The sequence below is a fragment of the Roseicyclus sp. genome (assembly GCF_965662675.1).
GTDB lineage: Bacteria > Pseudomonadota > Alphaproteobacteria > Rhodobacterales > Rhodobacteraceae > Roseicyclus.
The window spans coordinates 1-24,218 of record NZ_CBFIIK010000031.1; the positions used below are offsets into that span (position 1 = coordinate 1).

23 protein-coding genes are annotated in these 24,218 nt (G+C 61.8%); 8 read left to right on the forward strand and 15 right to left on the reverse strand.

Features of this window, described 5'->3' with window-relative positions; genetic code table 11:
* Positions 1 to 36 precede the first annotated feature (36 nt).
* The 13 genes from lpxB to pyrH all read right to left on the reverse strand — a co-directional run bounded on the left by lpxB (position 37) and on the right by pyrH (position 12,251).
* Positions 37 to 1,218: a lipid-A-disaccharide synthase gene (lpxB, locus tag ACTG4J_RS07070; RefSeq protein WP_439138249.1), complete on the reverse strand. Its 1,182-nt coding sequence runs from the start codon at positions 1,216 to 1,218 to the stop codon at positions 37 to 39.
* Positions 1,215 to 1,991 (reverse strand): LpxI family protein, encoded by a 777-nt coding sequence (locus ACTG4J_RS07075; RefSeq protein ID WP_439138251.1) that lies wholly within the window; start codon positions 1,989 to 1,991, stop codon positions 1,215 to 1,217. Before ACTG4J_RS07075 ends, lpxB begins: the two co-directional genes overlap by 4 nt.
* A gap of 6 nt (positions 1,992 to 1,997) precedes the next feature.
* On the reverse strand, positions 1,998 to 2,801 hold the full coding sequence (lpxA, locus tag ACTG4J_RS07080; RefSeq protein ID WP_439138253.1) for an acyl-ACP--UDP-N-acetylglucosamine O-acyltransferase: 804 nt from the start codon (positions 2,799 to 2,801) through the stop codon (positions 1,998 to 2,000).
* Complete coding sequence (gene fabZ, locus ACTG4J_RS07085) at positions 2,801 to 3,280, reverse strand: 3-hydroxyacyl-ACP dehydratase FabZ (RefSeq protein WP_438975188.1); 480 nt, start codon at positions 3,278 to 3,280, stop codon at positions 2,801 to 2,803. The genes lpxA and fabZ overlap by 1 nt, the downstream gene beginning before the upstream one ends.
* Before the next feature lie 71 nt (positions 3,281 to 3,351).
* Positions 3,352 to 3,984, reverse strand: a complete 633-nt coding sequence (locus tag ACTG4J_RS07090) for an OmpH family outer membrane protein (RefSeq protein WP_439138255.1) — start codon at positions 3,982 to 3,984, stop codon at positions 3,352 to 3,354.
* 12 nt (positions 3,985 to 3,996) lie between these two features.
* Entirely contained in the window at positions 3,997 to 6,351 is a 2,355-nt protein-coding gene (gene bamA / locus ACTG4J_RS07095; RefSeq protein ID WP_439138257.1) for an outer membrane protein assembly factor BamA, read from the reverse strand.
* Between the two features lie 141 nt (positions 6,352 to 6,492).
* Positions 6,493 to 6,675 carry a hypothetical protein gene (locus ACTG4J_RS07100; RefSeq protein WP_439138258.1) on the reverse strand — a complete coding sequence of 61 codons (183 nt, stop codon included), beginning with the start codon at positions 6,673 to 6,675 and terminating at the stop codon, positions 6,493 to 6,495.
* 53 nt (positions 6,676 to 6,728) lie between these two features.
* Positions 6,729 to 8,057: an RIP metalloprotease RseP gene (gene rseP / locus ACTG4J_RS07105; protein ID WP_439138260.1), complete on the reverse strand. Its 1,329-nt coding sequence runs from the start codon at positions 8,055 to 8,057 to the stop codon at positions 6,729 to 6,731.
* Between the two features lie 7 nt (positions 8,058 to 8,064).
* Positions 8,065 to 9,237, reverse strand: coding sequence for a 1-deoxy-D-xylulose-5-phosphate reductoisomerase (dxr, locus tag ACTG4J_RS07110; RefSeq protein WP_439138262.1), 1,173 nt, complete (start codon positions 9,235 to 9,237; stop codon positions 8,065 to 8,067).
* Between the two features lie 23 nt (positions 9,238 to 9,260).
* Entirely contained in the window at positions 9,261 to 10,046 is a 786-nt protein-coding gene (locus tag ACTG4J_RS07115; protein WP_439138264.1) for a phosphatidate cytidylyltransferase, read from the reverse strand.
* A gap of 13 nt (positions 10,047 to 10,059) precedes the next feature.
* Positions 10,060 to 10,776 carry a polyprenyl diphosphate synthase gene (gene uppS, locus ACTG4J_RS07120; protein WP_439138266.1) on the reverse strand — a complete coding sequence of 239 codons (717 nt, stop codon included), beginning with the start codon at positions 10,774 to 10,776 and terminating at the stop codon, positions 10,060 to 10,062.
* Positions 10,777 to 10,842: 66 nt separating this feature from the next.
* On the reverse strand, positions 10,843 to 11,409 hold the full coding sequence (gene frr / locus ACTG4J_RS07125; RefSeq protein WP_439138268.1) for a ribosome recycling factor: 567 nt from the start codon (positions 11,407 to 11,409) through the stop codon (positions 10,843 to 10,845).
* A gap of 107 nt (positions 11,410 to 11,516) precedes the next feature.
* Positions 11,517 to 12,251: a UMP kinase gene (gene pyrH, locus ACTG4J_RS07130; RefSeq protein ID WP_439138270.1), complete on the reverse strand. Its 735-nt coding sequence runs from the start codon at positions 12,249 to 12,251 to the stop codon at positions 11,517 to 11,519.
* Positions 12,252 to 12,409: 158 nt separating this feature from the next.
* Here pyrH and miaA point away from each other — a divergent pair, with 158 nt between their 5' ends.
* The 7 genes from miaA (at position 12,410) to ACTG4J_RS07165 (ending at position 21,251) form a co-directional block, all read left to right on the forward strand.
* A complete protein-coding gene (miaA, locus tag ACTG4J_RS07135; RefSeq protein WP_439138271.1) occupies positions 12,410 to 13,273 on the forward strand; it encodes a tRNA (adenosine(37)-N6)-dimethylallyltransferase MiaA in 864 nt (287 codons plus the stop codon).
* 94 nt (positions 13,274 to 13,367) lie between these two features.
* Positions 13,368 to 14,156 carry a helix-turn-helix transcriptional regulator gene (locus ACTG4J_RS07140; RefSeq protein WP_439138273.1) on the forward strand — a complete coding sequence of 263 codons (789 nt, stop codon included), beginning with the start codon at positions 13,368 to 13,370 and terminating at the stop codon, positions 14,154 to 14,156.
* A gap of 248 nt (positions 14,157 to 14,404) precedes the next feature.
* Positions 14,405 to 16,042 (forward strand): ABC transporter substrate-binding protein, encoded by a 1,638-nt coding sequence (locus tag ACTG4J_RS07145; protein ID WP_439138275.1) that lies wholly within the window; start codon positions 14,405 to 14,407, stop codon positions 16,040 to 16,042.
* A gap of 146 nt (positions 16,043 to 16,188) precedes the next feature.
* Positions 16,189 to 17,277 carry an ABC transporter permease gene (locus ACTG4J_RS07150; protein WP_439138276.1) on the forward strand — a complete coding sequence of 363 codons (1,089 nt, stop codon included), beginning with the start codon at positions 16,189 to 16,191 and terminating at the stop codon, positions 17,275 to 17,277.
* 13 nt (positions 17,278 to 17,290) lie between these two features.
* Complete coding sequence (locus ACTG4J_RS07155; RefSeq protein WP_439138277.1) at positions 17,291 to 18,754, forward strand: ABC transporter permease; 1,464 nt, start codon at positions 17,291 to 17,293, stop codon at positions 18,752 to 18,754.
* A 4-nt stretch (positions 18,755 to 18,758) separates the two neighbouring features.
* Positions 18,759 to 20,876: a dipeptide ABC transporter ATP-binding protein gene (locus tag ACTG4J_RS07160; RefSeq protein ID WP_439138278.1), complete on the forward strand. Its 2,118-nt coding sequence runs from the start codon at positions 18,759 to 18,761 to the stop codon at positions 20,874 to 20,876.
* Between the two features lie 165 nt (positions 20,877 to 21,041).
* Complete coding sequence (locus ACTG4J_RS07165) at positions 21,042 to 21,251, forward strand: hypothetical protein (protein WP_439138280.1); 210 nt, start codon at positions 21,042 to 21,044, stop codon at positions 21,249 to 21,251.
* Here ACTG4J_RS07165 and ACTG4J_RS07170 read toward each other — a convergent pair.
* Positions 21,248 to 21,769, reverse strand: coding sequence for a hypothetical protein (locus ACTG4J_RS07170; protein WP_439138281.1), 522 nt, complete (start codon positions 21,767 to 21,769; stop codon positions 21,248 to 21,250). The two genes, ACTG4J_RS07165 and ACTG4J_RS07170, sit on opposite strands and share 4 nt — an antisense overlap.
* A 183-nt stretch (positions 21,770 to 21,952) precedes the next feature.
* Between ACTG4J_RS07170 and ACTG4J_RS07175 the strand changes: the two genes are divergently transcribed.
* Entirely contained in the window at positions 21,953 to 22,876 is a 924-nt protein-coding gene (locus ACTG4J_RS07175) for an MBL fold metallo-hydrolase (RefSeq protein WP_439138283.1), read from the forward strand.
* Positions 22,877 to 23,057: 181 nt separating this feature from the next.
* Here the strand turns inward: ACTG4J_RS07175 and ACTG4J_RS07180 are convergent.
* Positions 23,058 to 24,218, reverse strand: a 1,161-nt coding sequence (locus ACTG4J_RS07180) for a TSCPD domain-containing protein (protein WP_439138285.1), incomplete at its 5' end; no start/stop codon positions are given.

Sequence of the window (24,218 nt, forward strand, 5' to 3'; positions counted from 1 at the left end):
GGCGCTTTCAGCTGCGGTCTTGGCCGATTTCACCCGCTAATCGCGATTGATCCGGGCCAATACCGAACGCGCTGCACGCAGCCAAGGCGCCTCGCCCCCACGGCCCAAGCGCCGCATCGTCAGCGCCATCGCGTCAAGCTGGTCAAGACGGGCGCGATCATCTTCCATCAACCGGTTCAGGGCCGCCGCGATTGGTGCAGGGCGGCAATTCTCGGACAGAAATTCCGGGATCGTTCGGCTATCGGTCACCAGATTGACCAATGTCACCGTATCGACGCGCAACATCGCCCCGATCAGCTTTCGGCTGAGCCAACTCATCGTGTAGGCGATGACCATCGGGGTTTCCGTTGCAGCAAGCTCGAGGCTGACCGTGCCCGAAGCCGCAAGCGCCATGTCAGCGCTGGCGAAGGCCGCGCGTTTCTCGGCGGCGAAAACCTCGGGCGGCACGCCGCGCGGATCGAGCATGATGGGCTGGCCCGGCCAATCCTGCAGCAATGCTGCCACGGCACCCGCCACGGCAGGCGCGGCCGGCAACACGATCTGCGCATCGGGATGGCGGGCCAGAACATCGCCAAGCGCCGCGCCGAAGACCGGCATCAAGCGCTCCACCTCGGACCGGCGCGAGCCGGGCAGCACAAGGATGACCGGGCCTGCATCGCGCAGATACTTGGCCCGAAACGCCGCGATCTCGTCTTCGGAGGCCTGCTCTTCGGTCACGACCGGGTGGCCCACGAAATCGCAACTCATCCCCGCCGCTTCCATATAGGGCGGCTCAAAAGGCAGGAGCGCCAGCACATGATCGACGGATTTGGCCATTTTCTTGGCCCGGCCCGGACGCCATGCCCAGACCGTGGGGGCGACATAGTGAATGGTGCGCAGATCGGGCTGTGTCGCTTTGACAAGTGCCGCGACACGCAAAGAAAATTCCGGGATATCGATGGTGATCAACGCATCCGGTTCAAATGCCAGCACCGACGCGGCGGTTTCTTGCACGCGGCGCGACAAGCGGCGGTAGTTGGCCAAGATCTCGGTCAGGCCCATGACCGAAAGCTCTTCCATCGGGAAAAGCGTTTGCAGCCCCTCGGCCTGCATCAAGGGCCCGCCGATGCCGTGAAACACCACCGGGGTCGGGGACAAAGCCTTGATCCCGGCCATCAACGCCGCACCCAGCCGGTCGCCCGAGGGCTCGCCCGCCACCAAGAACAGCCGCAGCGTCATGGCACGGCCCATAGGCTGATGGCATGGCGCGCACAGGCCGCGCGCACCGCGTCACCATCAAGCAACAAGACATGATCGGCCTGAAGCTCGATTCCCTTCAGCCCGGCCTGCGCACACAGCGCGATGGTCTCGGGGCCGATGGCGGGCATATCGACACGCAAATCCTGTCCGGGCTTGGCGCGCTTGACCAATACTCCGCCCGATCCCGGCATTGTCTCGCCCACGAAACGCAACAGCGCATCGGTGCCTTGCAATGTCTCTATGCCAAGGATCTGCCCCTGCGCCGCCACCGCCGCCTGACCCACATCAAGCGGTCCTATGGCCGCCAACAAGGCGCGCGCACGGGCGGTATCAGCAGGTGCGATGGCCTGTCCACACAGATCACCCGCACGCGCCACCAGATCGGGGCGCAGCTCATGGGCGCCGCGAATGGTAAAGCCCTGCTCTTCGAAAATCGCCACGATACTGCGCAGGAGCGCATCATCGCCCTGCCCCATTGCGGTGGCCAACCGCGGCAACAGCGCCTTGGTCTCGGGGTCCAGCAGCTCTTGCGCGAAACCCACGCGCTGCATCGCGCCCGCAAGGCAAAGCTCATCGACCCCATGCGCCTTGAGATCGGTAAACAGCTTGCCCAACTGCTCAAAGCGCGCCCGCAGATCGGCGTGGCCCGTGCCGCCCGGCGCATCGGCGAAACGCACGACAATGGCGGGCCCAGCCGCGGCGACAAGCAAGGGCAAGGCCCCAGCCCCCGCGATGATGGCGCGCCGGCCCATGATCCCTCAGCCCGGCGTAAGGAAGGATCTGTCGCTTTCGCCCAGCACGAAATCGACGATATCACGCACATATTGCGATTGCCCGGCCACATCATCGAGCAGCCGCTTGGCACGATCTTGGAAGGCGCCATCGCCTTGCGCCAGTGCCTGAAAGGCCGCGCGCAGGGCCATGATATCCTCGCGCGCCACCCCGCGACGCTTGAGACCCACAAGGTTCAGCCCGTCGAGCATCCCGCGCGGCCCCTGCACGAGGCCGTAGGGGATCACATCATTGGTCACCATCGTCACCGCACCGATGATCGCCCCTTTGCCGATGCGCACGAATTGATGCACACCCGAAAGCCCCCCGATGATGACGTCATCGGAAATGATGCAATGGCCCGCCACAGCGGCGTTATTGGCCATGATGACCCTGTCGCCTACCTGCGCGTCATGGGCCACATGAGCGCCCGCCATGAACAGACAATCATCGCCCACACGGGTCAGCCCGCCACCACCCTCGGTGCCGGTATTCATCGTCACACCTTCGCGCATGCGGTTGCGTTTGCCCAAGATCAGACGGGTTTTCTCGCCACCATATTTCAGATCTTGCGGCACATCTCCGATATTGGCGAAGGGAAAGATCACCGACCCCTCACCGATATCTGTCCAGCCGGTCACGACGGCATGGGATTTGAGCGTCACATCAGCGGCCAGCGTGACCTCGGGGCCGACGAAACAAAACGGTCCGATCACGCAGCCGGGGCCGATATTGGCGCCCGCCTCGACCACGGCGGCGGGATGGATCTGAGCGGATGCGTCGATCGCCATCAGGCCGCCCCTTGCGATGCGCCAAGGTCCATCATGGCGGTAAATTCTGCTTCGGCGGCCAAATCACCTTCGACAAAGGCCTGACCACCGAATTTCCAGACCTTGCCACCCGGCTTGCCGCGCAGTGTCGTCAGATGCATCTCGACGATATCGCCCGGCACCACCTTGCGGCGGAATTTGCAGCCATCGATGCCCATGAAATAGACCAACAGGTTCTTGTCGGCCAAATCGGCCGAGACCCCGATCATCACGGCGGCGGTCTGGGCCATCGCCTCGACGATGGTGACACCGGGCATGATCGGCGCGCCGGGGAAATGCCCCTGAAAATGCGGCTCGTTCATGGTGACGTTCTTGATGCCGACCGCCGATTGAAATGGCACGATATCGCGCACGCGATCCACCAAGAGAAACGGATAGCGATGCGGGATGATCCGCTGGATCAGCGCGATGTCGGCGGTTGTGGGCGTATCTGCCGTCATGTGTCCTCGGGAATTGAATGCAGGCTGAAGCGACTGGTATCAACTTGCCGGCCATGCGGCAAGCGACCGGGTCACGGCGTCGTGCTCTCGGTCTGGCTTGGCGCACGCCTTGTGCCGTCGAGGTCGATCAGCGGGGCATCGCCGCCCGCGCCGATCTCGGTGTCGATACGCAAGATCGCCGCTTCGGTGATGTCGATCCCCTCGACCGACAGCAGCACCGCGCGATTATCCATCAACACCACCGCCCCCCGCATCCGCATCAAATCGACCAGAACCGGAAAGGCCAATTCGAAAAACTGCACACGCGCCGCCTCGGCCTGTGCCTGCAAGGCGCGGCTCTTGGCCTCTTGGGCGGCGCGGATGCCTTCGACACGCTGATTGAAATCCTGCGCAAGCGGGCGAAACTCATCGGCGGGCATCGTTGCGCGCAGCGCGGTCAGACGCAGCTCTTCTTCGGAGAGTTGCGCCTCGATCCGGCGGTTCTCGGCGACCAGAGCAGCGCCTGCCTCCTCGACCTCTTGCTGGATGCGCTGGCCATAGCGCGAGCCTGTGAGCATACGCTCTTGGTCGATGATCGCGATCGCGGGGGCGGCTGTGTCGGGCGGGGCCACTTGCGCGCCTTGCGCTATCTGCGCCGCAACGGCCAAAGGCGACAGGGCCAAGGCCAGCCCCACCACCATGCCGCGAAAAACGCCGATGCGCATGCCGCGCGCCCCTTAGAACCGTGTCTCGACGGTCAGATCGAAATCGCGGGTCCGGTCATAGCTTTCGAATTCAAGGGCGCGCGAGAAGTTGAAGCGCAACGGCCCAATGGCGGTGTTCCAGAAGATCGACACACCGATCGACGAGCGCAACTGCTGGCTGTCATCAACCATCATGCCGCCGGCCCCTGCCCGATTGTCGAGACCCCAGACCGAGCCGATGTCATAGAACAACCCGCCCGAGATCCCGTATTCATCGGGCAGCCCCAAGGGGAACGCCGCCTCGAAGCGGGCGACCGAGAAGAAGTTACCGCCAAGCGCGTCTTGGTTCGTCGCAGCCGTATCACGCGGGCCAAGGCCGAAGGCATCGAAACCACGCATTTGCCGGCTGGACAGGAAAAAGCGGTCTGCCAGACGGCTGGAGCCGCCGAGCATTTCAAGCGCGCCACCCTCGAAGCTGGCGCGCAGGGTGACATCTTCGCGCAGCACTTGTTGCTCGGCGATGCCGAGGAAGCTTGCGCGCAGATACTCTGTATCGCCACCCAAACCGGCGTATTCGAGCCCGAATTGCAGCCGCACACCGCGTGTCGGGTCAAGCCCGCCGTTGCGGGTGTCATAGGCATATTGCACCCCGACGTAGGACAAGAGGCGCTCACCTTGTTCGGCGAACAAGATGGGCGAGCTGCTTGCAGCATCCAGCCCCGATATCTCGTTCTGCTCAACGCCGAGATATGTGTTCAAGCGTCCGAACTCGGAAATCGGGAAGCCCAGACTGGTGCGCAAACCGACATCGAGCGTGTCGAAATTGCGGTTCTGATCAGTGGTCTCGGTGTAAAAGGCGTTCAGCCCCAACTCCAGATCACGCGCGCGAAAGGCGGGCTCGGTGAAGGACAGGTTGAACGCACGGCTGCCATCGGTGGTGTTGAAACCGAACTCCAAAGCCTGACCGCGCCCGAGGAAATTCGACTCGGCGAAATTCACCGCAAGACCCGGTCCGGTGTCGGTCGAGAAGCTGGCGGAAAAGCCCAAGGTACCGGTCGGCTGCTCTTCGACATCGACATCGACGATGATCTGATCGGCGGACGTGCCGGGGCGGCTTTCAACATCGACATCCGCGAAAAAGCCGGTCGCGCGAATGCGTTCGGCTGCTTGTCTGATGGCGCGCGGATCGAAGGGATCGCCTTCGACAGTGGTAAACTGGCGGCGGATGACGCTGTCGAGCGTCGTCACATTGCCTTCGATATCGATACGCTCGACAAAGACCCGCTCACCCCGACGGATGAGAAATTCGACATCCAGCGTGCGTGTTTCTTCGTTGCGCGTGATGCGCGGTTCGATCCGCACGAAACGCAAACCTTGCTGTGTGGCCAAAGCCTCCATCCGGCTGATCGTGGTCTCGATCAATCGCGGGCTGTAGGTTTGGCCAGAGCGAATCCGAATGACATCTTGATAGACCGCAGCATCGGCTTCGGCGATCTCGGAGGTGGTCGCAATCGCACCCAGGGAAAAGCTTTGCCCCTCTCGGACGTTGAAGGTCACGAAATAGGCGTCGCGCCCACGCGCGAGTTCGGGTGTCACGCTCAGGATCTGGAAATCGACATAGCCGCGATCAAGGTAGAAATCCGACAAGAGTTGACGATCCAGCGCGATCCGCTCGGCGATAAAGGTATCGCGGCGGATGATCTGGCGTAGCAAACCGGCCTGCGTGCTTTCCAACACGCGGCGCAGGCGCCGATCGGAATAGGCGCGGTTCCCGACGAATGTGATCCGCTCGGTTTCCACGACCCGCCCTTCGGCAATCTCGAAGACAAGATTGACGCGGTTTTCGGCCAGCCGAATGATGCGCGGCGTCACCGTTGCGGTCAGACGACCCGAGACGCGATAGGCCTCGGCGATCGCGTTGGCGTCTTGCTCGGCCACGCTGGGTGAATAGGTGCGGCGCGGTGTCGAGCTGATGACCGGCAAAAGCGCATCATCATCGAGCCGCTCATTGCCCTCGATCGAGATGATGTTGATCGTCGGGTATTCCTGCACCGTGATCACCAGCGTGTTGCCGCGCGGCGTGATGTCGACCGACTCGAACAGCCCGGTGTTTTGCAAACGTTGCAGCGCGTCGTTGACCTGCGCGCCAGACACCTCGCTACCCGGGGTGATCGCGGCATAGGTCAAAACAGCAGAATCGCTGATGCGGGCATTCCCCACCACATCGAAACGCGAAAAGCTGAAGGTCTGGGCGCTTGCCGATGGAACGATCAAACTCCCCGAGAGGATCAAAAGCACCGCAAACAGGCCGGATAAGGACCGAAGGCGCAACGCACCGATCAGCTGACGCTTCACGCGCGACGGCCAAAACTGGACATGCCGACTCATCTCATCCAACCCCAAAATTCCCAGCAGACATTTCCTGCCTAGCGGAGGGTCGGAGGGTTGTCAAAACGAACCCCAACAGCCAAGGCGCAAAACCCAAGGTCGAAGCGCAGTGCAGCGTGCGATCAAACGTTCGCGATAACCTTAGAATTCGGTGGCGTAGTCGAACAAAGCCCCCGCCAGAAACAGCGCCGCAACGATCAGCAGCGGCACCAAAAAGCGGTCCATATTCAGCACGACCAAAAGCGACATGCTGCGCGTGCTTTCCATCAGCTGTTTCATGGCATGCTCCGAGTTGGGCGACACGGTGCCAAAATCTTCCGGCATTATGGCAATGCTGGGGCAGCCTTATGGAAAAGCTGTGAACAATATCATCGGCGTCAGGGGCAGAAAATGTCGTTGGACAATGCAAACAGCATCAAAGACAGAACCAGCGTCAAACCGAGGGTGATGAACAGCCGCATCGCCTTGTCCGAGGGCGGTTTGCCACTGATCCCCTCATAGGCGTGAAACACCAGATGCCCGCCATCAAGCACGGGGATCGGGAACAGGTTCAACAGGCCCACAGCTGTCGACAAGACGGCGATAAACCAGATGAAGTTGTCGATGCCTTGACTTGCCGCCGCCCCCGAGGTCTCGGCGATCCCGATCGGTCCTTGCAAGTTGCATGACGAAATCGCACCGGTGATGATGTGCCAAAGCCCCGACATCGAAGATCGCACAACAAACCATGTCTGTTCTGCACCGAACCCGATTGATGCGAAAAGGCCAACGCCCTCGCGCACCGGCTCGAAGCTGAAACCACCCGTCACGCCGATCAACCAGCGCGTCTCAAAGCCCCCTTCGGCCAATGGCAGATCGGTTCGCCGGGGCACCAGCGTGACCTCGACCGGCTCGCCTGCGCGCCAGATCGACAGCGTCAGGGGCGTGCCCTCGGCGGCAGCGACCGTGTCACGCAGTTGGCGGAACGCATAGATCGGCATCCCATCCACGGCGCGAATGACATCGCCTTGCTGCAAGCCCGCCGCAAAAGCAGCCGATTGCGGCGCGACGGTATCGACCAGCGGGATCAATGGAAATGCCGCCTCGGTCTCGATCACGGCACCATCACGTTCGACCGTGTAGATCACGCTGGCGGCAGGTGGCAGGCTTTCGGCAACGGTGAAGACATCCCCAAAGGCGGTAACCGGCTGCCCATCGAGGGCCATGATCAAATCGCCGGCCTCAAGTTGTTGCATCTCGGGCGGCAGCGGTGTGAGCGCGCCGACACGCGGTTCTTCGGTGGGGCGGCCGGTGAAAAACAGAACCGCGCCGAAAATCAGGATGGAAAAGATGAAGTTGAACACCGGCCCTGCCGCGACCGTGGCCGCACGCGCCCAAAGCGGCGCACCATGCATCGAACGGCGCCGCTCTGCCATGTCGAGCGCATCGAGGGCCGCGCCATCCTTGCCGCTGGCCGCATCCGCATCGCCCAAGAATTTGACATAACCCCCGAAAGGCAGCGCCGCGATCTGCCAGCGTGTGCCGCGCCGATCCGTGCGTCCGAGCAACACCGGGCCGAAGCCGATGGAAAACACTTCGGCATGGATGCCCGACCAACGGCCAACGATATAATGCCCATATTCATGGATCGCCACGATGATGGACAAGGCCGCGACAAAGGCCGCAATGGTAAAGGCGATATTGCCGAACTGGGGAATGAATTCCATCGGGTGCTTAACGCTCCATCTTTGTGATCTCTGCCCATGCCGTCTGTCGTGACATGTGGTCCGTCATCAACACTTCCTCAAGGTTCGACATGGAAGAACTGAGGCGAAGCTGCGACGTTATTTCGTCAAGCGTCCGGTCGACCACCGCCGCCATGTCCATGAAACCGATGCGCCCGGCGATGAAACCGTCCAGCGCAACCTCTTTGGCGGCGTTGAACACGGCCCCTGCGCGGCCACCCGTTTCCATCACCGCACGGGCGATAGCCAAGGCCGGATAGCGCATGGGATCGGGCGCGCGAAACTCCAAGGTCGCGATCTGCGCAAGGTCGAGGCGTGCGACCGGCAAATGCCGCCGTTCGGGCCAGTTGAGCGCATAGCCGATGGCATGGCGCATGTCGGGCGCACCCAGATGCGCCATCAGCGCACCATCGTTGAACCCCACCAGCGCATGGATCAGCGATTGGGGGTGGATCACCGTCTCGATCCGCGCAGGTGCCACGCCGAAAAATTCGCGCGTCTCGATCAGCTCCATCCCCTTGTTGAACATCGAGGCGCTGTCGATCGTGATCCGCTGGCCCATCGCCCAGTTGGGATGCGCGCCCGCATCGGCAACGGTGGCCGATGCCAGCGCGTCAAGCGGCCAATCGCGCAGCCCCCCGCCCGAGGCGGTGATGATGATCCGTTCGACCGCGCCGATATCCTCACCCACAAGCGCCTGAAACACGGCCGAATGTTCGCTGTCCACGGGCAGGATCGTGGCACCATGCGCGGCTGCCTCGGCCAGCAAAAGCGGGCCTGCGGTGACAAGGCTTTCCTTGTTGGCCAAAGCCAGCGTGCCGCCATGGCGCAGCGCGCGAAACCCCGGCGCGAGACCCGCCGCGCCGACGATGGCCGACATCACCCAATCGACGGGGCGGTCGGCAGCTTCGATCAAGGCGGCTTCGCCAGCCAACGCGGTGATGCCCGTGCCCGCCAAGGCCGCGCGCAGATCATCCAAGCGGTCGTCATGTGCGGTGACCGCGATCTCGGCCCGCAGACGGATCGCATCTTGGGCCAGCCTTGCGATATTGGACCCGCCGGTCAGCGCGACCACTCTGTACGCCGCCGGCGCGCGCGCGATCAGATCGACGGTATTTTGCCCGATCGACCCTGTCGCGCCGAAAATGGAAATGCTGCGCATCGGCCCCTTCTTTCGCTGGGCTGTCAAAGCGGGGCGGGCGGAAACGCCGTCACGCTTTCCACGATCACCAAAAGAAAGGCCGCCCCCAACAACCCGTCGAAGCGATCATAGACGCCACCATGGCCGGGCAAAAGGTTGGAACTGTCCTTGACGCCCATATGTCGCTTCAGCGCCGATTCCGCGACATCACCCATCTGACTTGCCATGCTCAGCGCGACCGAGATCATCACCAACTCGGCCCCCACCCCGGTCTTGGCCATGAATGCCCAGCCGACCAGCCCCGCCCCGATCCAGCCCGCAACGGTGCCAGACCATGTCTTCTTGGGGCTGATCCGCGGCCAAAATTTCGGACCCCCGATCAATCGCCCGGCGAAATAGCCCAAGATATCGGTCACCACGACGACCAGCACCAGCCATAACATCCAAGTCAGGCCGAAGCTGTCGCGGTGTACGATCAACCCGACACCGGCCAACAAGATCATCACGATGGTCAGCACGAAAAGCCGCCTGTGCCGTGCGAGCATGGCCATGGCCGCAAGGGGCACGCTGAGCGCCAAGATCAAGGCAATGGCAAGCGGTGCGAGCTTGGTGGCCAAAATGGCACCGCCCGCCAGCAGGCCAAGGATCACGGCCCCGGCACCAGAGCCGCCCAGCATGCGCACCAACTCCCACACCAAGGCCGCGACAAGGATCACGACCAGCGCCGTGAACCACCAGCCCCCTGCCCAAACAGCCGACAGGCCAACAATGGCAAGCAAAAGCCCTGTGACCATCCGCGTGGCCAGGTCCGAGAAACTGTCGCGCGCCAAGCCCAAGCTACCCTCAGGCCATGACCGCGCCGAAGCGCCGCTCGCGCTGGCCGAAGCGACCGATCACCTGGGCAAAGACCTCGGGGCTGAAATCGGGCCAGAGCGTGTCGATGAATTCATACTCGGCATAGGCCGACTGCCAGAGCAAGAAGTTCGAAATCCGCGCCTCGCCACTGGTTCGGATCACCAGATCGGGATCGGGCAAAACATGGGTGTCAAGATAGCGCGGAAATGTCTCGTCGCTGATCTCGCGGGGGTCGAGCTTGCCCATCGCCACATCATGCGCCAAGCGCCGTGCCGCGCGGGTCACCTCGTCGCGTCCGCCGTAATTGAGCGCGATGGTCAGATTGGTCCCCGAATTTCCGGCCGTCATCAATTCCAGCCCGTCCATCAAATCGACCAAGGCAGGCTCGAGGCGCACACGATCGCCGATGAAGCGCACGCGGACATTCTCGTCGAACAGCGCCTGTGCTTCGCGGCGGATGTAGCGCTTGAACAGACGCATCAGCCCCGCGACCTCGGTTTGGGTGCGTTTCCAATTCTCGGTCGAGAAGGCGAAGATGGTCAGGTATCGCACCCCAAGATCGGGACAGGCGCGCACGATTTCCTTGACCCGACGCGCGCCGGCCGCGTGACCGAACAGGCGTGGCCGCCCGCGCATCTGGGCCCAACGCCCGTTACCATCCATGATAATGGCGACATGATCGGGTTTGCTCGATTGCTTGGGCATGCGCGAAAATCCTGACGATGGGAACAAATGGTACCAGTTGAAATGGCCCCGGCGGGGGCCATTCGATCAGACTTGCATGATCTCGGCCTGTTTGGTTTCCAGTGCTGCATCGACCTTGGCGATATGGCCATTGGTCAATTCCTGCACCTCTTCTTCCCAAAGCTTGACGTCGTCTTCCGACATGCCCTTGGCCTTGGCCTTCTTGATCTGGTCCATCCCGTCACGCCGCACATTGCGCACCGCCACGCGGGCGTGTTCGGCATATTGTGCGGCGACTTTGGTCAATTCGCGGCGACGTTCCTCGTTCAATTCCGGGATCGGCAGCATGATGATGGTGCCGTTGAGTTGCGGATTGATGCCCAAGCCGCTTTCGCGGATCGCTTTTTCGACTTTGCCGACAAGGCCCTTGTCCCAGACATTGACCGTGACCATCCGCGGCTCGGGCACGTTGACGGTGCCGACTTGGTTGATCGGCGTCATCTGCCCATAGGCATCGACCATGACCGGTTCCAACATGCTGGCCGATGCGCGTCCCGTCCGCAGTGAGGCGAATTCCGTGCGCAATGCCGCCAATGCGCCATCCATACGGCGCGCCAGATCATCGAGGTCGATGTCAAGTTCGTCTTCTGCCATCTGCTCGGCCCTTTATCGCTTCTGTTGGGTGCGGTGATACCCAAAGCCGCGCGTGGTTTCCAGAACCGACTTGCGCCACGGTGTCAGACAACGGGCCAAGGTGGCGTTCAGGACACTTTGGTATAGGTGCCGCGACCAGCCAGAATGCCCTTGAACCCGCCCGGCTCATCAAGGCTGAACACGATGATGGGCAGGCTGTTCTCGCGTGCCAGCGCGATCGCCGAGGCATCCATCACCCCCAGATGCTGGGCCAGCACCTCGTCATAGGTCACGCTTTCATAGCGCTTGGCATCGGCGTGTTTCTTGGGGTCCTTGTCATAGACGCCATCGACCTTGGTACCCTTGAAGATCGCCTGACAATCCATCTCGGAGGCGCGCAAGGTGGCGGCGGTATCAGTGGTGAAATAGGGGTTTCCGGTGCCGGCGGCAAAAATGCACACGCGCTTTTTCTCCAGATGGCGGATCGCGCGGCGGCGGATATAGGGCTCGGCCACCTCATTCATCGTGATGGCCGAAATCACGCGGGTATAGACCCCGATCGATTCTAGCGAGGATTGCATCGCCAGCGCGTTCATCACTGTGGCCAGCATCCCCATGTAATCGGCGGTTGTGCGCTCCATGCCTTGCGCGCTCCCTTGCAGGCCGCGAAAGATATTGCCGCCACCGATCACCATGCAAATCTCGACGCCCAGATCATGGACCGATTTCACCTCGCGCGCGATCCGCTCGACCGTCGGCGGATGAAGCCCATATCCTTGATCGCCCATCAACGCCTCGCCCGAGATCTTCAACATCACCCGGCTATAGCGGGCATCGGCCGGTGCGGTTGGGCTGTCGGACATGGGCGGGCTCCTGTGATTGGGAAAGTGACCACTGCACATTGCGTGCAACGCACCATGGTCTAAAACAGCAGGGGGTTCAACGCCTCTTGGCGGTGGCGCCGATCCAAAATCCCGTTGCACCAGCAGTGGCGCAAACGTGAACGTCACAAGGCAACGCATTGATCGAATTGAATACCATTCCCGATAACTTCCCGGTTCTGATCGCGGGACCGACCGCTTCGGGCAAATCGGCCTTGGCGTTGCGCATCGCGCAGGCGCAAGGCGGGATCATCGTGAATGCCGATGCGCTGCAGGTCTACGAAAACTGGCGCGTGCTGACCGCACGCCCCGATGCCGCCGATCTGGCCGCTGCCCCGCATCATCTTTACGGCCATGTCGGCTGGGATACCCCCTATTCGGTCGGTCACTGGCTGCGCGAAGTGACGGATCTGATCGACGGGCAACGCCCGATCATCGTGGGCGGCACGGGACTTTATTTCCGCGCCCTGACCGAAGGATTGGCGGAAATCCCCCCGACCCCGCCCGAAATCCGCGCCTTGGCCGACGGCATAGCGCTGGACGAGATGATCGCGACCCTCGATCCCGACACCGCGGCGGGGATCGATCTGCATAACCGCGCCCGCGTTCAACGGGCATGGGAGGTGTTGGAGGCCACCGGCCAAGGTCTCGCCGCTTGGCAAGCCACGACGCCCGCACCGCTTTTGCCGCCCGCGGCCTGCTTTGCGCTGCGCATCGATGCGCCGGTCGACTGGCTCAATGAGCGGATCACGCGGCGGTTCGATGCGATGTTGGATCGCGGCGCACTGGAAGAAGCCGAAGCCAACTGGACCCGTTGGGACCCCAACCTCCCTTCGATGAAGGCGATCGGGGCGCCGGAACTGATGTCGTATCTGCATGGCGAAATGACCTTGGCCGCGGCACGCGATGCGGCCATCATCGCCTCGCGCCAATATGCCAAACGCCAGCGCACATGGTTTCGCGCACGGCTGGGCGACTGGCGCGGAATAGACCCAAGCCGATGACACCTTTTGCACAAATTTGCAAACTTTCGCGTTAATTCGGCCATTCAGGCGCGGATTGCTTGCATATTTACGACATCCGGCACAGCCTCTCGCGATGACCGACTCGGATCTGGGTTTTCGCATCACCTCGCTTGGCAAGCTGCGCATGAAAGATGCGTGGCGGCTGGAGTTGCTGCATAGCGAGGCGAAACACCGCCTCTACTGGATCACGCGTGGACAAGGGCGCGCGACGATCCGCGGCGTTACACGCGGCTATGGGCCGAACACGGCGATGTTCTTGCCGGCGGGCACCCAGATGGCGATCGAGCTTCCGGCGCAGCTTCAGGGGATCGAATTTGCCCTGCCCGCCGACAATGACCTTGGCCTGCCGCGAACCCCGTTCCAGCGACGCATCGCAACCATCGAGGGACAGGCCAGCTTGACAGGTCATCTGGAACGAGCTGAACGCGAACTCGGCGCGCAAGCCCCTGCGATGCACCGTGCCTTGATGGGGTACGGGCTTTTGATCTCGGCTTGGATCACGCGCGAGACCAGCACGGATCAAGGCATGGCCCTGCGCGAACGGTCGCATCGACTTGTCGAAGAATTCGCCGATGCCGTGGAAAAGCGGTTTCGCAGCGGTGCGGGCGTGGCCGATTACGCCCAAGCCTTACAAGTCACGCCCACCCATCTGTCGCGTGTGTGCCGCGATGCAGCCGGGCGACCGGCACTTGCGCTTCTCAACGAGCGCATCATGCACGAGGCCCGCCGCTTGCTGCGCGATACCGACATGCCCGCCCGCGAAATCGCCCAGACATTGGGGTTCTCATCGGCCGCATATTTCACCCGCGCCTTTCAGCAAGCGACCGGCAAAGCCCCGATCGCTTATCGTGGGCTCGGGTAATTCGGCCCCCAAGCGCAAGACGACTCGGGTGATGGAAAAAAACCTTTCTAGGGGTTGCGGTCAGGGCCCATGTCGTTTTTGATCAGGACGGGGTCGGGAATGGCTCTGGATTGATCACAACTAGTGATTGACGGAACGACAGAAAAACCGCCGAATGCGGGTATCCGATGGCAGACATTTCATCTGTCGCCGCGGCTGAAAAGGATGGCGCGATAGCTGTCCGTAAAAACGACACAGGGAGAAGAATTATGACTCATCATTCCGGCGGAACGCGGACGACGCATCCAGTCGCGGAAATGTATGCGCGCGAGTACAAGGCTGGCCAAATGAGCCGTCGCGAATTCTTGGTGCGCAGCACGGCACTGGGTGTTTCGGCGGCCGCCGCCTATTCCATGATCGGGCTCAAGCCCGCCATGGCGCAGCGCGTGACCCCGCCCACGGGCGGTAGCCTGCGCATCCAGATGCAGATCCTCGCGCTCAAGGATCCGCGCACCTACGACTGGTCGCAGCTTGGCAATGTCAGCCGCGGCTTGTTGGAGTACCTGATCGAATACAACAGCGATGGTTCCTTCTCGGGCATCTTGCTGGAAGGTTGGGAAGCCAATGCCGACGCGACCCAATACACATTGAAGCTTCGCCCCGGCGTGAAGTGGAACAATGGCGATGATTTCACCGCCGAAGACGTCGCCGCCAACTTCGTCGGCTGGTGCGACACCACCGTCGAGGGTAACTCCATGGCCGCTCGCATGGGTGGCCTGGTCGATAGCGAGACCGGACAGGCACGCGACGGCGGCGTGGTCGTCGTTGACCCGTTGACCGTGCAGATCAACCTGCCCGCACCCGATATCACGCTGGTTCCCGGCATGGCCGACTATCCCGGCGCGATCCAGCATCGCGATCTGATCGGCACCAACCCGCTTGATCACGGCGTGGGCACCGGCGCCTACAAGATCGCCGATCACCAGGTCGGCATCTCCTGCCGTCTTGAGCGCAATACCGATCACGCCTATTGGGGCGATACCTATCTCGACGACATCACCTTCGTCGATCTGGGCACCGATCCGGCGGCATGGTTCGCAGGCGCAGAAGCCGGTGAGTTTGACATGACCTATGAGACCGTCGGCGAGTTCGTCGATCTCTTTACCGCCGTCGGCTGGACCGAGTCCGCCGTGACCACGGGTGCAACCGTCGTCGTGCGCCCAAACCAGCTCAACGCGCCTTACGAGAATGTGGAAGTGCGCCGCGCCATGCTGGAAGCGGTCGATCTGTCGGTCGTGCTGGAACTGGGCATGAACGGTCAGGGCACGGTCGGTGAGAACCACCATGTCTGCCCGATCCATCCCGAATATGCCGAACTTCCCCCGATGGTCGTCGACAAGGCCGCAGCCCAAGCGCGCTTGGCGGCTGCCGGTCATGCCGATCACGACTTCACCCTGGTGTCGCTCGATGACGGCTTGGGCCGTTTCACCTGTGACGCCATCGCGGCACAGATGCGCGATGCGGGCATGACCGTGACGCGCGAAGTGCTGCCGGGGTCGACCTTCTGGAACGACTGGCTGAACTACCCGTTCTCGGCGACCGAATGGAACCACCGCGAATTGGGTGTGCAGATCCTCAACCTCGCCTATCGCTCGGGTGTGGCGTGGAACGAAACGGGCTTCTCGAACGCCGAGTTCGACAGCCTGCTCGACGAGGCCAACGGCATTCAAGACGCCGATGCCCGCCGTGTGGTGATGGAGCGCCTGCAGAAGATCATGCAGGAGGAGGCTGTAACCTTCATTCCGTTCTGGCGCTCGCTGTTCCGCCATTACCGCGAGGGTGTTCTGAACGCGGATATGCATCCGAAGTTCGAGATCAATGTGCATCATCTGGGCGTCGCGTCCTGATTTGCACCTGATTTTCCGGGGCGGCCCCGCGCCGCCCCGGTTCGCGACCTGTAATGGCCCCGGCCGCCTGAACCAACCCATGCGTGGGATCGCACCATAGCGTGTCGCGCGATGTGACGATCCTCTAGGCAAGGACACAGCGACGAATGGCATTCTTCATCTTGCGCCGATTTGGCGTCATGGTCCTGACGGCGCTCTGCCTGACTTTTGTGGTGTTTTTTCTCACCAATCTTGCCCCGAACCTCGAAAAACTGGCCAAGACCCAAGGTAATGCGCGTATGAGCGATGCCGAGGTCGTCTCGTGGTTGGATCGCAACGGCTATGGCGGGCCACTGGTGATGCGCTACGGCGAATGGCTCGGTGTCGTGCCGGGTTGGGTGCGGCTGGATGAACCCACCGGAGAATGGCGTGGCCGGTGCCTTGAGCGAGGCGACACGCCCGAGACCGCGCCGCGCTTTTGTGGCCTGTTGCAGGGTGATCTGGGCCGATCGACCGTCTCCGACGACGAGGTGGCAAACATCATCGGGGGCCGCTTGGCGCTGACCGGGATCTTGATGTTCTGGGCTTTTGCCGTGATCGTCCCATCGGCGCTGTTGGTCGGCGTTCTGGCCGGCATGCGCGAGGGCAGCCGTACCGACCGCGTCTTGTCCACTTTTTCCATCGGCACCACGGCGACGCCGGAATATGTGTCGGGTGTCATTTTCATCGTACTCTTGGCCTCGTCCCAGACGGGGATTTCGCCCTTGCTGGTGCAATGGGGCTGGCTCGATAGCGGCACCCTCTTTCTTGGCTCGGCACGCAGCGCGATGGATGGGCCGAATTTCTGGAACTTTACCTTGCCGGTGATGACCATCGCCTTTTACGGCATGGGCTATATCGCACGGATGACGCGCGCCTCGATGGCCGAGGTGATGACGGCGCAATATATCCGCACAGCCCGCCTGAAAGGCGTGAGTTTCCGCAATATCGTGCTCAAGCATGCGCTGCGAAACGCGCTGATCGCACCCTTCACCGTCATCATGCTGCAATTTCCGTGGCTTTTGACCGGCGTCGTGATCGTGGAAACATTGTTCAACTACAACGGCTTTGGCTGGACGCTGGTTCAGGCCGCGTCGAACAATGATATCGAGTTGCTGCTGGCCTGTTCGGTCGTGGCCGTCTTCGTGGTTTTGGTAACACAGCTGATCTCGGATATCGGCTATGTCTATCTGAACCCGCGTATCCGCATATCCTGAGGAGGACGGGCAGATGGAACCCCTATCATGGTCCGGTGAAATCGGTCTTCTTCTCAACCCGATCATGCTTGCCGCAGTGGTCGTGTTCGCGGCCGCGTTCATGGTCAATATCGCGCTGACATTGGCCGGCATGCGCCCCGGCGAGATGGTGATCAATGCCGATCACTCGCTCAGCGTTCAGCGCGGACCGGTCGACTATTCCCTGCTGACGATGCGCTATGCGGTGCTGGTGTTCTTGCTGGGCTGCCTCGGCCATATCATCGGCGGCGTCGTATTGGACGATCCGCAGCGCACGGGCATCATCGGCGCGATGGCCGCACGGCTCACACCGGTCTGGATCGGGCTGGTGGTGCTTTTCGCGCTCTCCATCGCCTTCAAGCGCCGCCTTGGGCTTTACGGCAAACTTTTCGACAGCCCCATCGGCATGACCGGCTTTGGCTTGGTGATGTTCTGGATCTTCGCCGCGATTTTCGTGCAAAGCATCGCACCGCATGGGCCGATCGACGTGATCAGCCAAATGCGCAACGAATTGCCGGGCAGTGTCTTGCCCGACCCGCGCGAGGGTCAGTATGTCTATTACCTGCTGGGCGGCGATAACCTCGGGCGCTGCGTATTCAGCCGGATGGTCTATGGCGCTTTCGAGGTGCTCAAGATCGCGCCCTTGGCCACCATGTTCGCCTTCATGGTCGGTATCACGCTTGGGGTGCCTGCGGGGTATTTCGGCGGCAAGCTCGATGTCGGGGTGACCTTCGTGGCCAATCTGGTTTTGGCCTTTCCGGTGATCTTGCTCTTTTACCTTTTGGTCACGCCCGAGATCGTGGCGGCGGGCATTCCCAACTACCTGTCGATGGTGTTGTTCTTGTTCCCGATCCTGTTCTTGGTGATCTTGTTCAACTCGCGCTACCGCACACAACCGCAGCTGCGCAACGTGATCGTCGCCATCTGTGTCGGCTTGGGCGGAATGGCCTATCTATCGCTGATTTCGAACGCATCGGACCCGGAATTGCCGATGCTGTTCCGGCTCTGGCCCGAGGCGCTGGATCTGTTCGATGTGCCGGGGAACCTGTTGATCGTCTTCGTCTCGGTGGTGTTCGTCAACAGCCCCACCGTGTTCAGGATCGTGCGAGGGATCGTATTGGACATCAAGACCCGGGACTATGTCGCCGCCGCCCAAACGCGTGGCGAGGGGGCGTGGTACATCATGCTGTGGGAGATTTTGCCCAATGCACGCGGCCCCTTGATCGTCGATTTCTGCCTGCGCATCGGCTACACCACGATCTTGCTGGGAACGCTGGGCTTTTTCGGCCTTGGCGTCAGCCCGGAAAGCCCCGATTGGGGGTCGACCATCAATGAGGGGCGGCGGCTATTGACGATCTATCCGCACCCCGCCCTGCCCCCTGCCCTTGCCCTGATGAGCCTTGTTCTTGGCCTGAACCTTCTCGCGGATGGGCTTCGCGAAGAAAGCCTGAAGGACTGACACCATGCTCGATCAATCCCCCGACACGGTCGCTCACCTGCCCGAGACATATGACGGCCCGATCCTCGAGATTTCCAACCTGTCGATCTCGTTTTTCACACGGCTCCGGGAAATCCCCGCCGTGATGGATTTCTCCTGCTCCGTCATGCCCGGCGAGGCGATGGGCCTTGTGGGCGAAAGCGGTTGCGGAAAGTCGACGGTCGCCTTGGGTGTGATGCAGGATCTTGGCGTCAACGGGCGCATCGTCGGCGGTACGATCAAATACAAGGGCCGTGACCTGAACCAGATGAGCGCCGAGGAATTGCGCGCCATCCGTGGCCGCGAGATCGCGATGATCTATCAAGAACCCATGGCCTCGCTCAACCCGGCCATGCGGATCGGCCAGCAACTCATGGAAGTACCGATGATCCATGAAGGGATCTCGGAGAAGGACGCATGGGCGCGCGCGCTGGAAATGGTCAGCGATGTGCGCCTGCCCGACCCCGAGCGGATGCTGCGCAGCTACCCGCACCAGCTTTCTGGCGGCCAGCAGCAGCGCATCGTCATCGCCATGGCCTTGATGTCGAAACCCTCGCTTTTGATCCTCGATGAACCGACCACGGCGCTCGATGTGACGGTCGAGGCGGCGGTGGTCGATCTGGTCAAGGATCTGGGCCGGAAATACGGCACCTCGATGCTGTTCATCAGCCACAATCTCGGGCTGGTGCTGGAGACTTGCGACCGGATCTGTGTGATGTATTCGGGCGAGGCGGTGGAAACAGGCGCCATCAACGATGTCTTCGACGAGATGCGCCATCCCTATACACAGGCGCTTTTCCGCTCCATCCCGCTGCCGGGCGCGGATAAGACGACCCGGCCCCTGCGCGCGATACCGGGTAATTTCCCCCTGCCCCATGAACGCCCGCGGGGCTGCAATTTCGGGCCACGCTGCGACTATTTCGAAGCCGGACGTTGCGACGCGGGCAATATCTCCATGGCCGATATCGCCCATGGTGACCGCCACCAAAGCCGCTGTCTGCGGCTTGATGAGATCGACTGGGACGCGCCAATGGCGCTGCGGGAAGAACAGTCCGCCACCACCAAGGGTGAGGTTGTCCTCAAGGTCGAGAACCTCAAGAAATACTACGAGGTCGCCGCCAGCGCATTGTTCGGACGTGGCGAGAAGCGGGTGGTCAAGGCTAATGAAAGCCTCAGCTTCGAGGCCCGTGAAAGCGAGACATTGGCCATCGTGGGTGAAAGCGGATGTGGCAAATCCACCTTGGCCAAGGTGTTGATGGGCCTTGAAACCGCGACCGATGGCGAAGTGCTACTCGATGGTCGCGCGATCCAAGATATCGCGATCGAACAGCGCAACACCCGCACCGTGTCCTCGATTCAGATGGTGTTTCAAAATCCCTTCGACACACTCAACCCGTCGATGACGGTCGGCCGCCAGATCATTCGCGCACTCGAAGTCTTCGGCTTGGGCAAGAATGACGCCGAGCGGCGCGATCGCATGCTCGAACTGCTCGATCTGGTAAAGCTGCCGCGCGCCTTTGCGGATCGCATGCCGCGCCAGCTTTCTGGCGGTCAGAAACAACGCGTGGGCATCGCGCGCGCCTTTGCCGGGGGCGCGCGCATCGTCGTGGCCGATGAACCCGTTTCGGCACTCGATGTCAGTGTGCAGGCGGCGGTGACCGATCTGTTGATGGAGATCCAGCGCCGCGAAAAGACGACGCTATTGTTCATCAGCCATGATCTGTCCATCGTGCGTTACCTCAGCGACCGGGTAATGGTGATGTATCTGGGCCATGTGGTCGAGATCGGCACCACCGATCAGGTCTTCAGCCCGCCCTATCACCCCTATACCGAGGCGCTTTTGTCGGCGGTGCCCATCGCCGATACCAAGGTCACGAAAAAACATATCGTGCTTGAGGGCGATATCCCATCGGCGATGAACCCGCCGCCCGGCTGTCCCTTCCAGACGCGCTGTGGCTGGAAGGCCGAGGTGCCGGGCGATCTGTGCGAAACCCAGATCCCGCCGATGCGCCGCATGGCCGAAGGGCATGATATCAAATGCCATCTGGCCGAAGACATCCTGGCCCGGATGGAGCCGGTGATCACCATCCCTGACCAAGTTTGACCCATCGCAACTGGCGTTGAAATAGGCGATATCCGCAAGTATTGCCCATTTATTGGGCTATTATCTCGGTGTTGCGACATGGCACCCTAGCACGCTTGTCGCGCGCTGGTGGTCCATTTAGCCAAGGGATTGCAGGCTACTGCAGCCATGACAAACGAGGATCACATGACGAGAAACGCAGCCATCATTGCCCTGTCGCTATTTGCCACCTCAGCCTTGGCCCATCCCGGCCATGATGCGCCCAGCGGGATTGGTCATTGGCTATCGGATCTGTCGCATGGCGCGGTGGTCATGGCGCTGGCGGCCTTGATCGCGGTGGTGATCGGCGGCGGTCTTGGCCTGCGCCGCCTGCGTATGGGCCGCCGCAAACCCTAGCGCTGCCGGTCTTGCGCGCGCCGTAAAGGCGGCAAAAGCAGCTCGTCGGGCAACGGCCGCCCCATATCGCAATGGTGCAGCGTCACGGCCAAACGATCCGCCCGCCTCAAGCCTGCAAAGAACAGCGCGCCCGCAAGCGCGAGGTTCAGCAGCTCGGCGAAGGGTCCATGTTGCGCGCAGATCATCGCGATGAAACCAAACAAGGATGCCGCCCAAAGCTGCGCCTCGGCGCGCAAGGCCGTCGCCATGAGATGTGCCGAGATATCGGGTGAGACCGCGCCCAGATTGATCCCGAACCAACGCAGCATGAACAGCCGACGCATCTGCATCGTCTGCACATAGCCCGAGGGCAACGCATCGCGCCCATAGAGATCGGAGGTGATATTGTCCTCGATCCAACAGATGCGCAAAAGCGCCAGCAAGGCCAAGCTCCCCATCAAGCCCAAGGGCAACCATAGCGCCGCGAAGGCGCCCGCGCCCACCAACAAGGCCCCGATCAAGAAATGCACGGCGCGCATGCGCGGTCCTCCTTTTGGGGGTCTGGCAAGGGCCGATGGCCGCGCAAGACCGCCATAGCGCAAGGATAAGGGCTTGATCCATGCAAGTGCAAAGGTTTTCCGCCGTGACACATATTTATTATTGTGAATATATCGACCCCAAGCGCAGGCATGATGCCGCCACCAGACCGGGAGGACACCACCATGAAAATCACCCGCCGCAGCTTGTTGGCCACCAGCGGGGCCGCGATCTTGTCGAGCACCCTGCCCCGGCGCGGATGGACCGAGACGCGCGTTGAGCTGGACGGGGGGATCGAGATCCTGACGCTCTCCGATGGCAATCTGACGCTGCCTGCGGAATTCATTTTCGGGCCGATGCCCGGCGATGAACTCGCCGCGGTCTTGGCGCGTTTCGACATGGACCCGAGCGCACCCCTGACGCCGCCGTGCAATATCACGCTATTACGCCATGGCGATACGCTGGCCCTGTTCGATGCGGGGTCGGGCACCGCGTTCCAGTCAAGCGTGGGTGCGCTACCCGATGCATTGGCGGCCGCGGGGATCGATCCGCTGGATATCACCCATGTGATCTTTACCCATGGCCACCCCGATCACCTCTGGGGGGCGCTTGATGATTTCGACGAGGCGCTCTTTGCCGATGCCACCCATATGATGGGTCGGATCGAATTCGACTATTGGATGGATGACGCGACCGTCGAGAGTATCGGGGCCGAACGCGCAAGTTTCGCCGTGGGTGCCAAGCGCCGGCTCGAGATACTGGCCGATGACATGGTGTTGTTCGACGATGGCGCCAGTGTCTTGCCCGGCGTCACCGCCTTGCTCACCCCCGGCCACACGCCGGGGCACATGGCCTTTGTGATCGGTGAAGGCGCGCAAGCGGTGATGGTGCTGGGTGATGCGATCGGCAATGGGCACATCGCCTTTGCGCGGCCTGAATGGACCTCGGGCTCGGATCAAGACCCCGAGATGGCGGCTGCAACCCGTGGCCGTCTTTTCGCGCAGATCACGGCGGCGGATATGACGGTGATCGGCTTTCACCTTCCCGGCGGCGGGATCGGGCGCGTGGTGCAAGGGAGTGACGGTTTCACCTTTCAGCCGGAAATGTGAAGAACGCCCTACAACATATTGCTAAACATGAAAAAAAGGGGGCTTTTGGCCCCCTTTTAGTTTCGCGTATCAGGCTCTCAATCTCTGCCCGAAGTTTCTGCCTGCGGCCTGATCCGCGTCTAGGGCGAGCGCACCCGCCCCGGATGACAGGCGCCCCGTTGTTCGGGGCGCCCGATCTTGATTAGCTACACCCGCTCGTGCCGCCGCAGGTGTTGCACTTCATGCAGGTGCCGTTGCGCACCAGCGTGTAGTTGCCGCATTCGCCACAGGCCTCGCCCTCGTAGCCCTGCATCTTCGCGCGCGTCGCGGCATCCATGCTGACCGTCCCAGTCGCCACCGCCGTGGTCGAGGCCACCGCCGCGATCGCCGTGCTCCCGCGGGTTTCAGGGATCAGCGTCTCAAGCGTGGCGACCGCATCGGCACCGCCTTGGAACACCAGCAATTCCTGCGGTGCGCGCTTGCGCAGATAGCCGGTCGAGGCGACTTGCTTGAGCACCTCGATGGGCGTCGATCCCCGGCTTTCGGGCACTTCGCGGATGTTCGAGACACCCTCTTCCGCACCGCGGCCCACATCGTCGAAGCTGGTGCCTTGCGGCTGGACATGCGCCAAATCGGTGCGGTCCAGATAAGAGACTGCCAATTCGCGGAAGATGTAGTCGAGGATCGAGGTCGCGTTCTTGATCGAGTCGTTGCCCTGCACCATGCCCGAGGGCTCGAACTTGGTGAAGGTGAAGGCGTCGACGAATTCCTCAAGCGGCACGCCATACTGAAGGCCGACCGACACCGCGATGGCAAAGTTGTTCATCATCGCGCGGAAGCCTGCACCTTCCTTGTGCATGTCGATGAAGATCTCACCCAGGGTGCCGTCCTTGTATTCGCCGGTCCGCAGATAGACCTTGTGGCCGCCGACGATGGCCTTCTGGGTGTAACCCTTGCGCCGCTCGGGCAGCTTTTCGCGATGCGCCTTGATGATCTCCTTGATGACGATCTTCTCGACGATCTTTTCGGCCAAGACCTGGGCCTTTTCCATCGTGGTGCCCGATTCGAGGACGTCTTGAGCTTCCTCGTCATCCTCCACCAGCGCCGATGCCAAGGGCTGCGACAGCTTGGAGCCGTCACGATAAAGCGCGTTGGCCTTCACACCCAGCGACCAAGACAGCTCATAGGCTTTCTGGCAATCCTCGATCGTGGCCGAGTTGGGCATGTTGATCGTCTTGGAGATCGCCCCCGAGATGAAGCTTTGGGCCGCGGCCATCATGTAGATATGGCTGTCGACGCCAAGGTAGCGCTTGCCCTTCTTGCCGCAGGGGTTGGCGCAATCGAACACATGGTAATGCTCGGT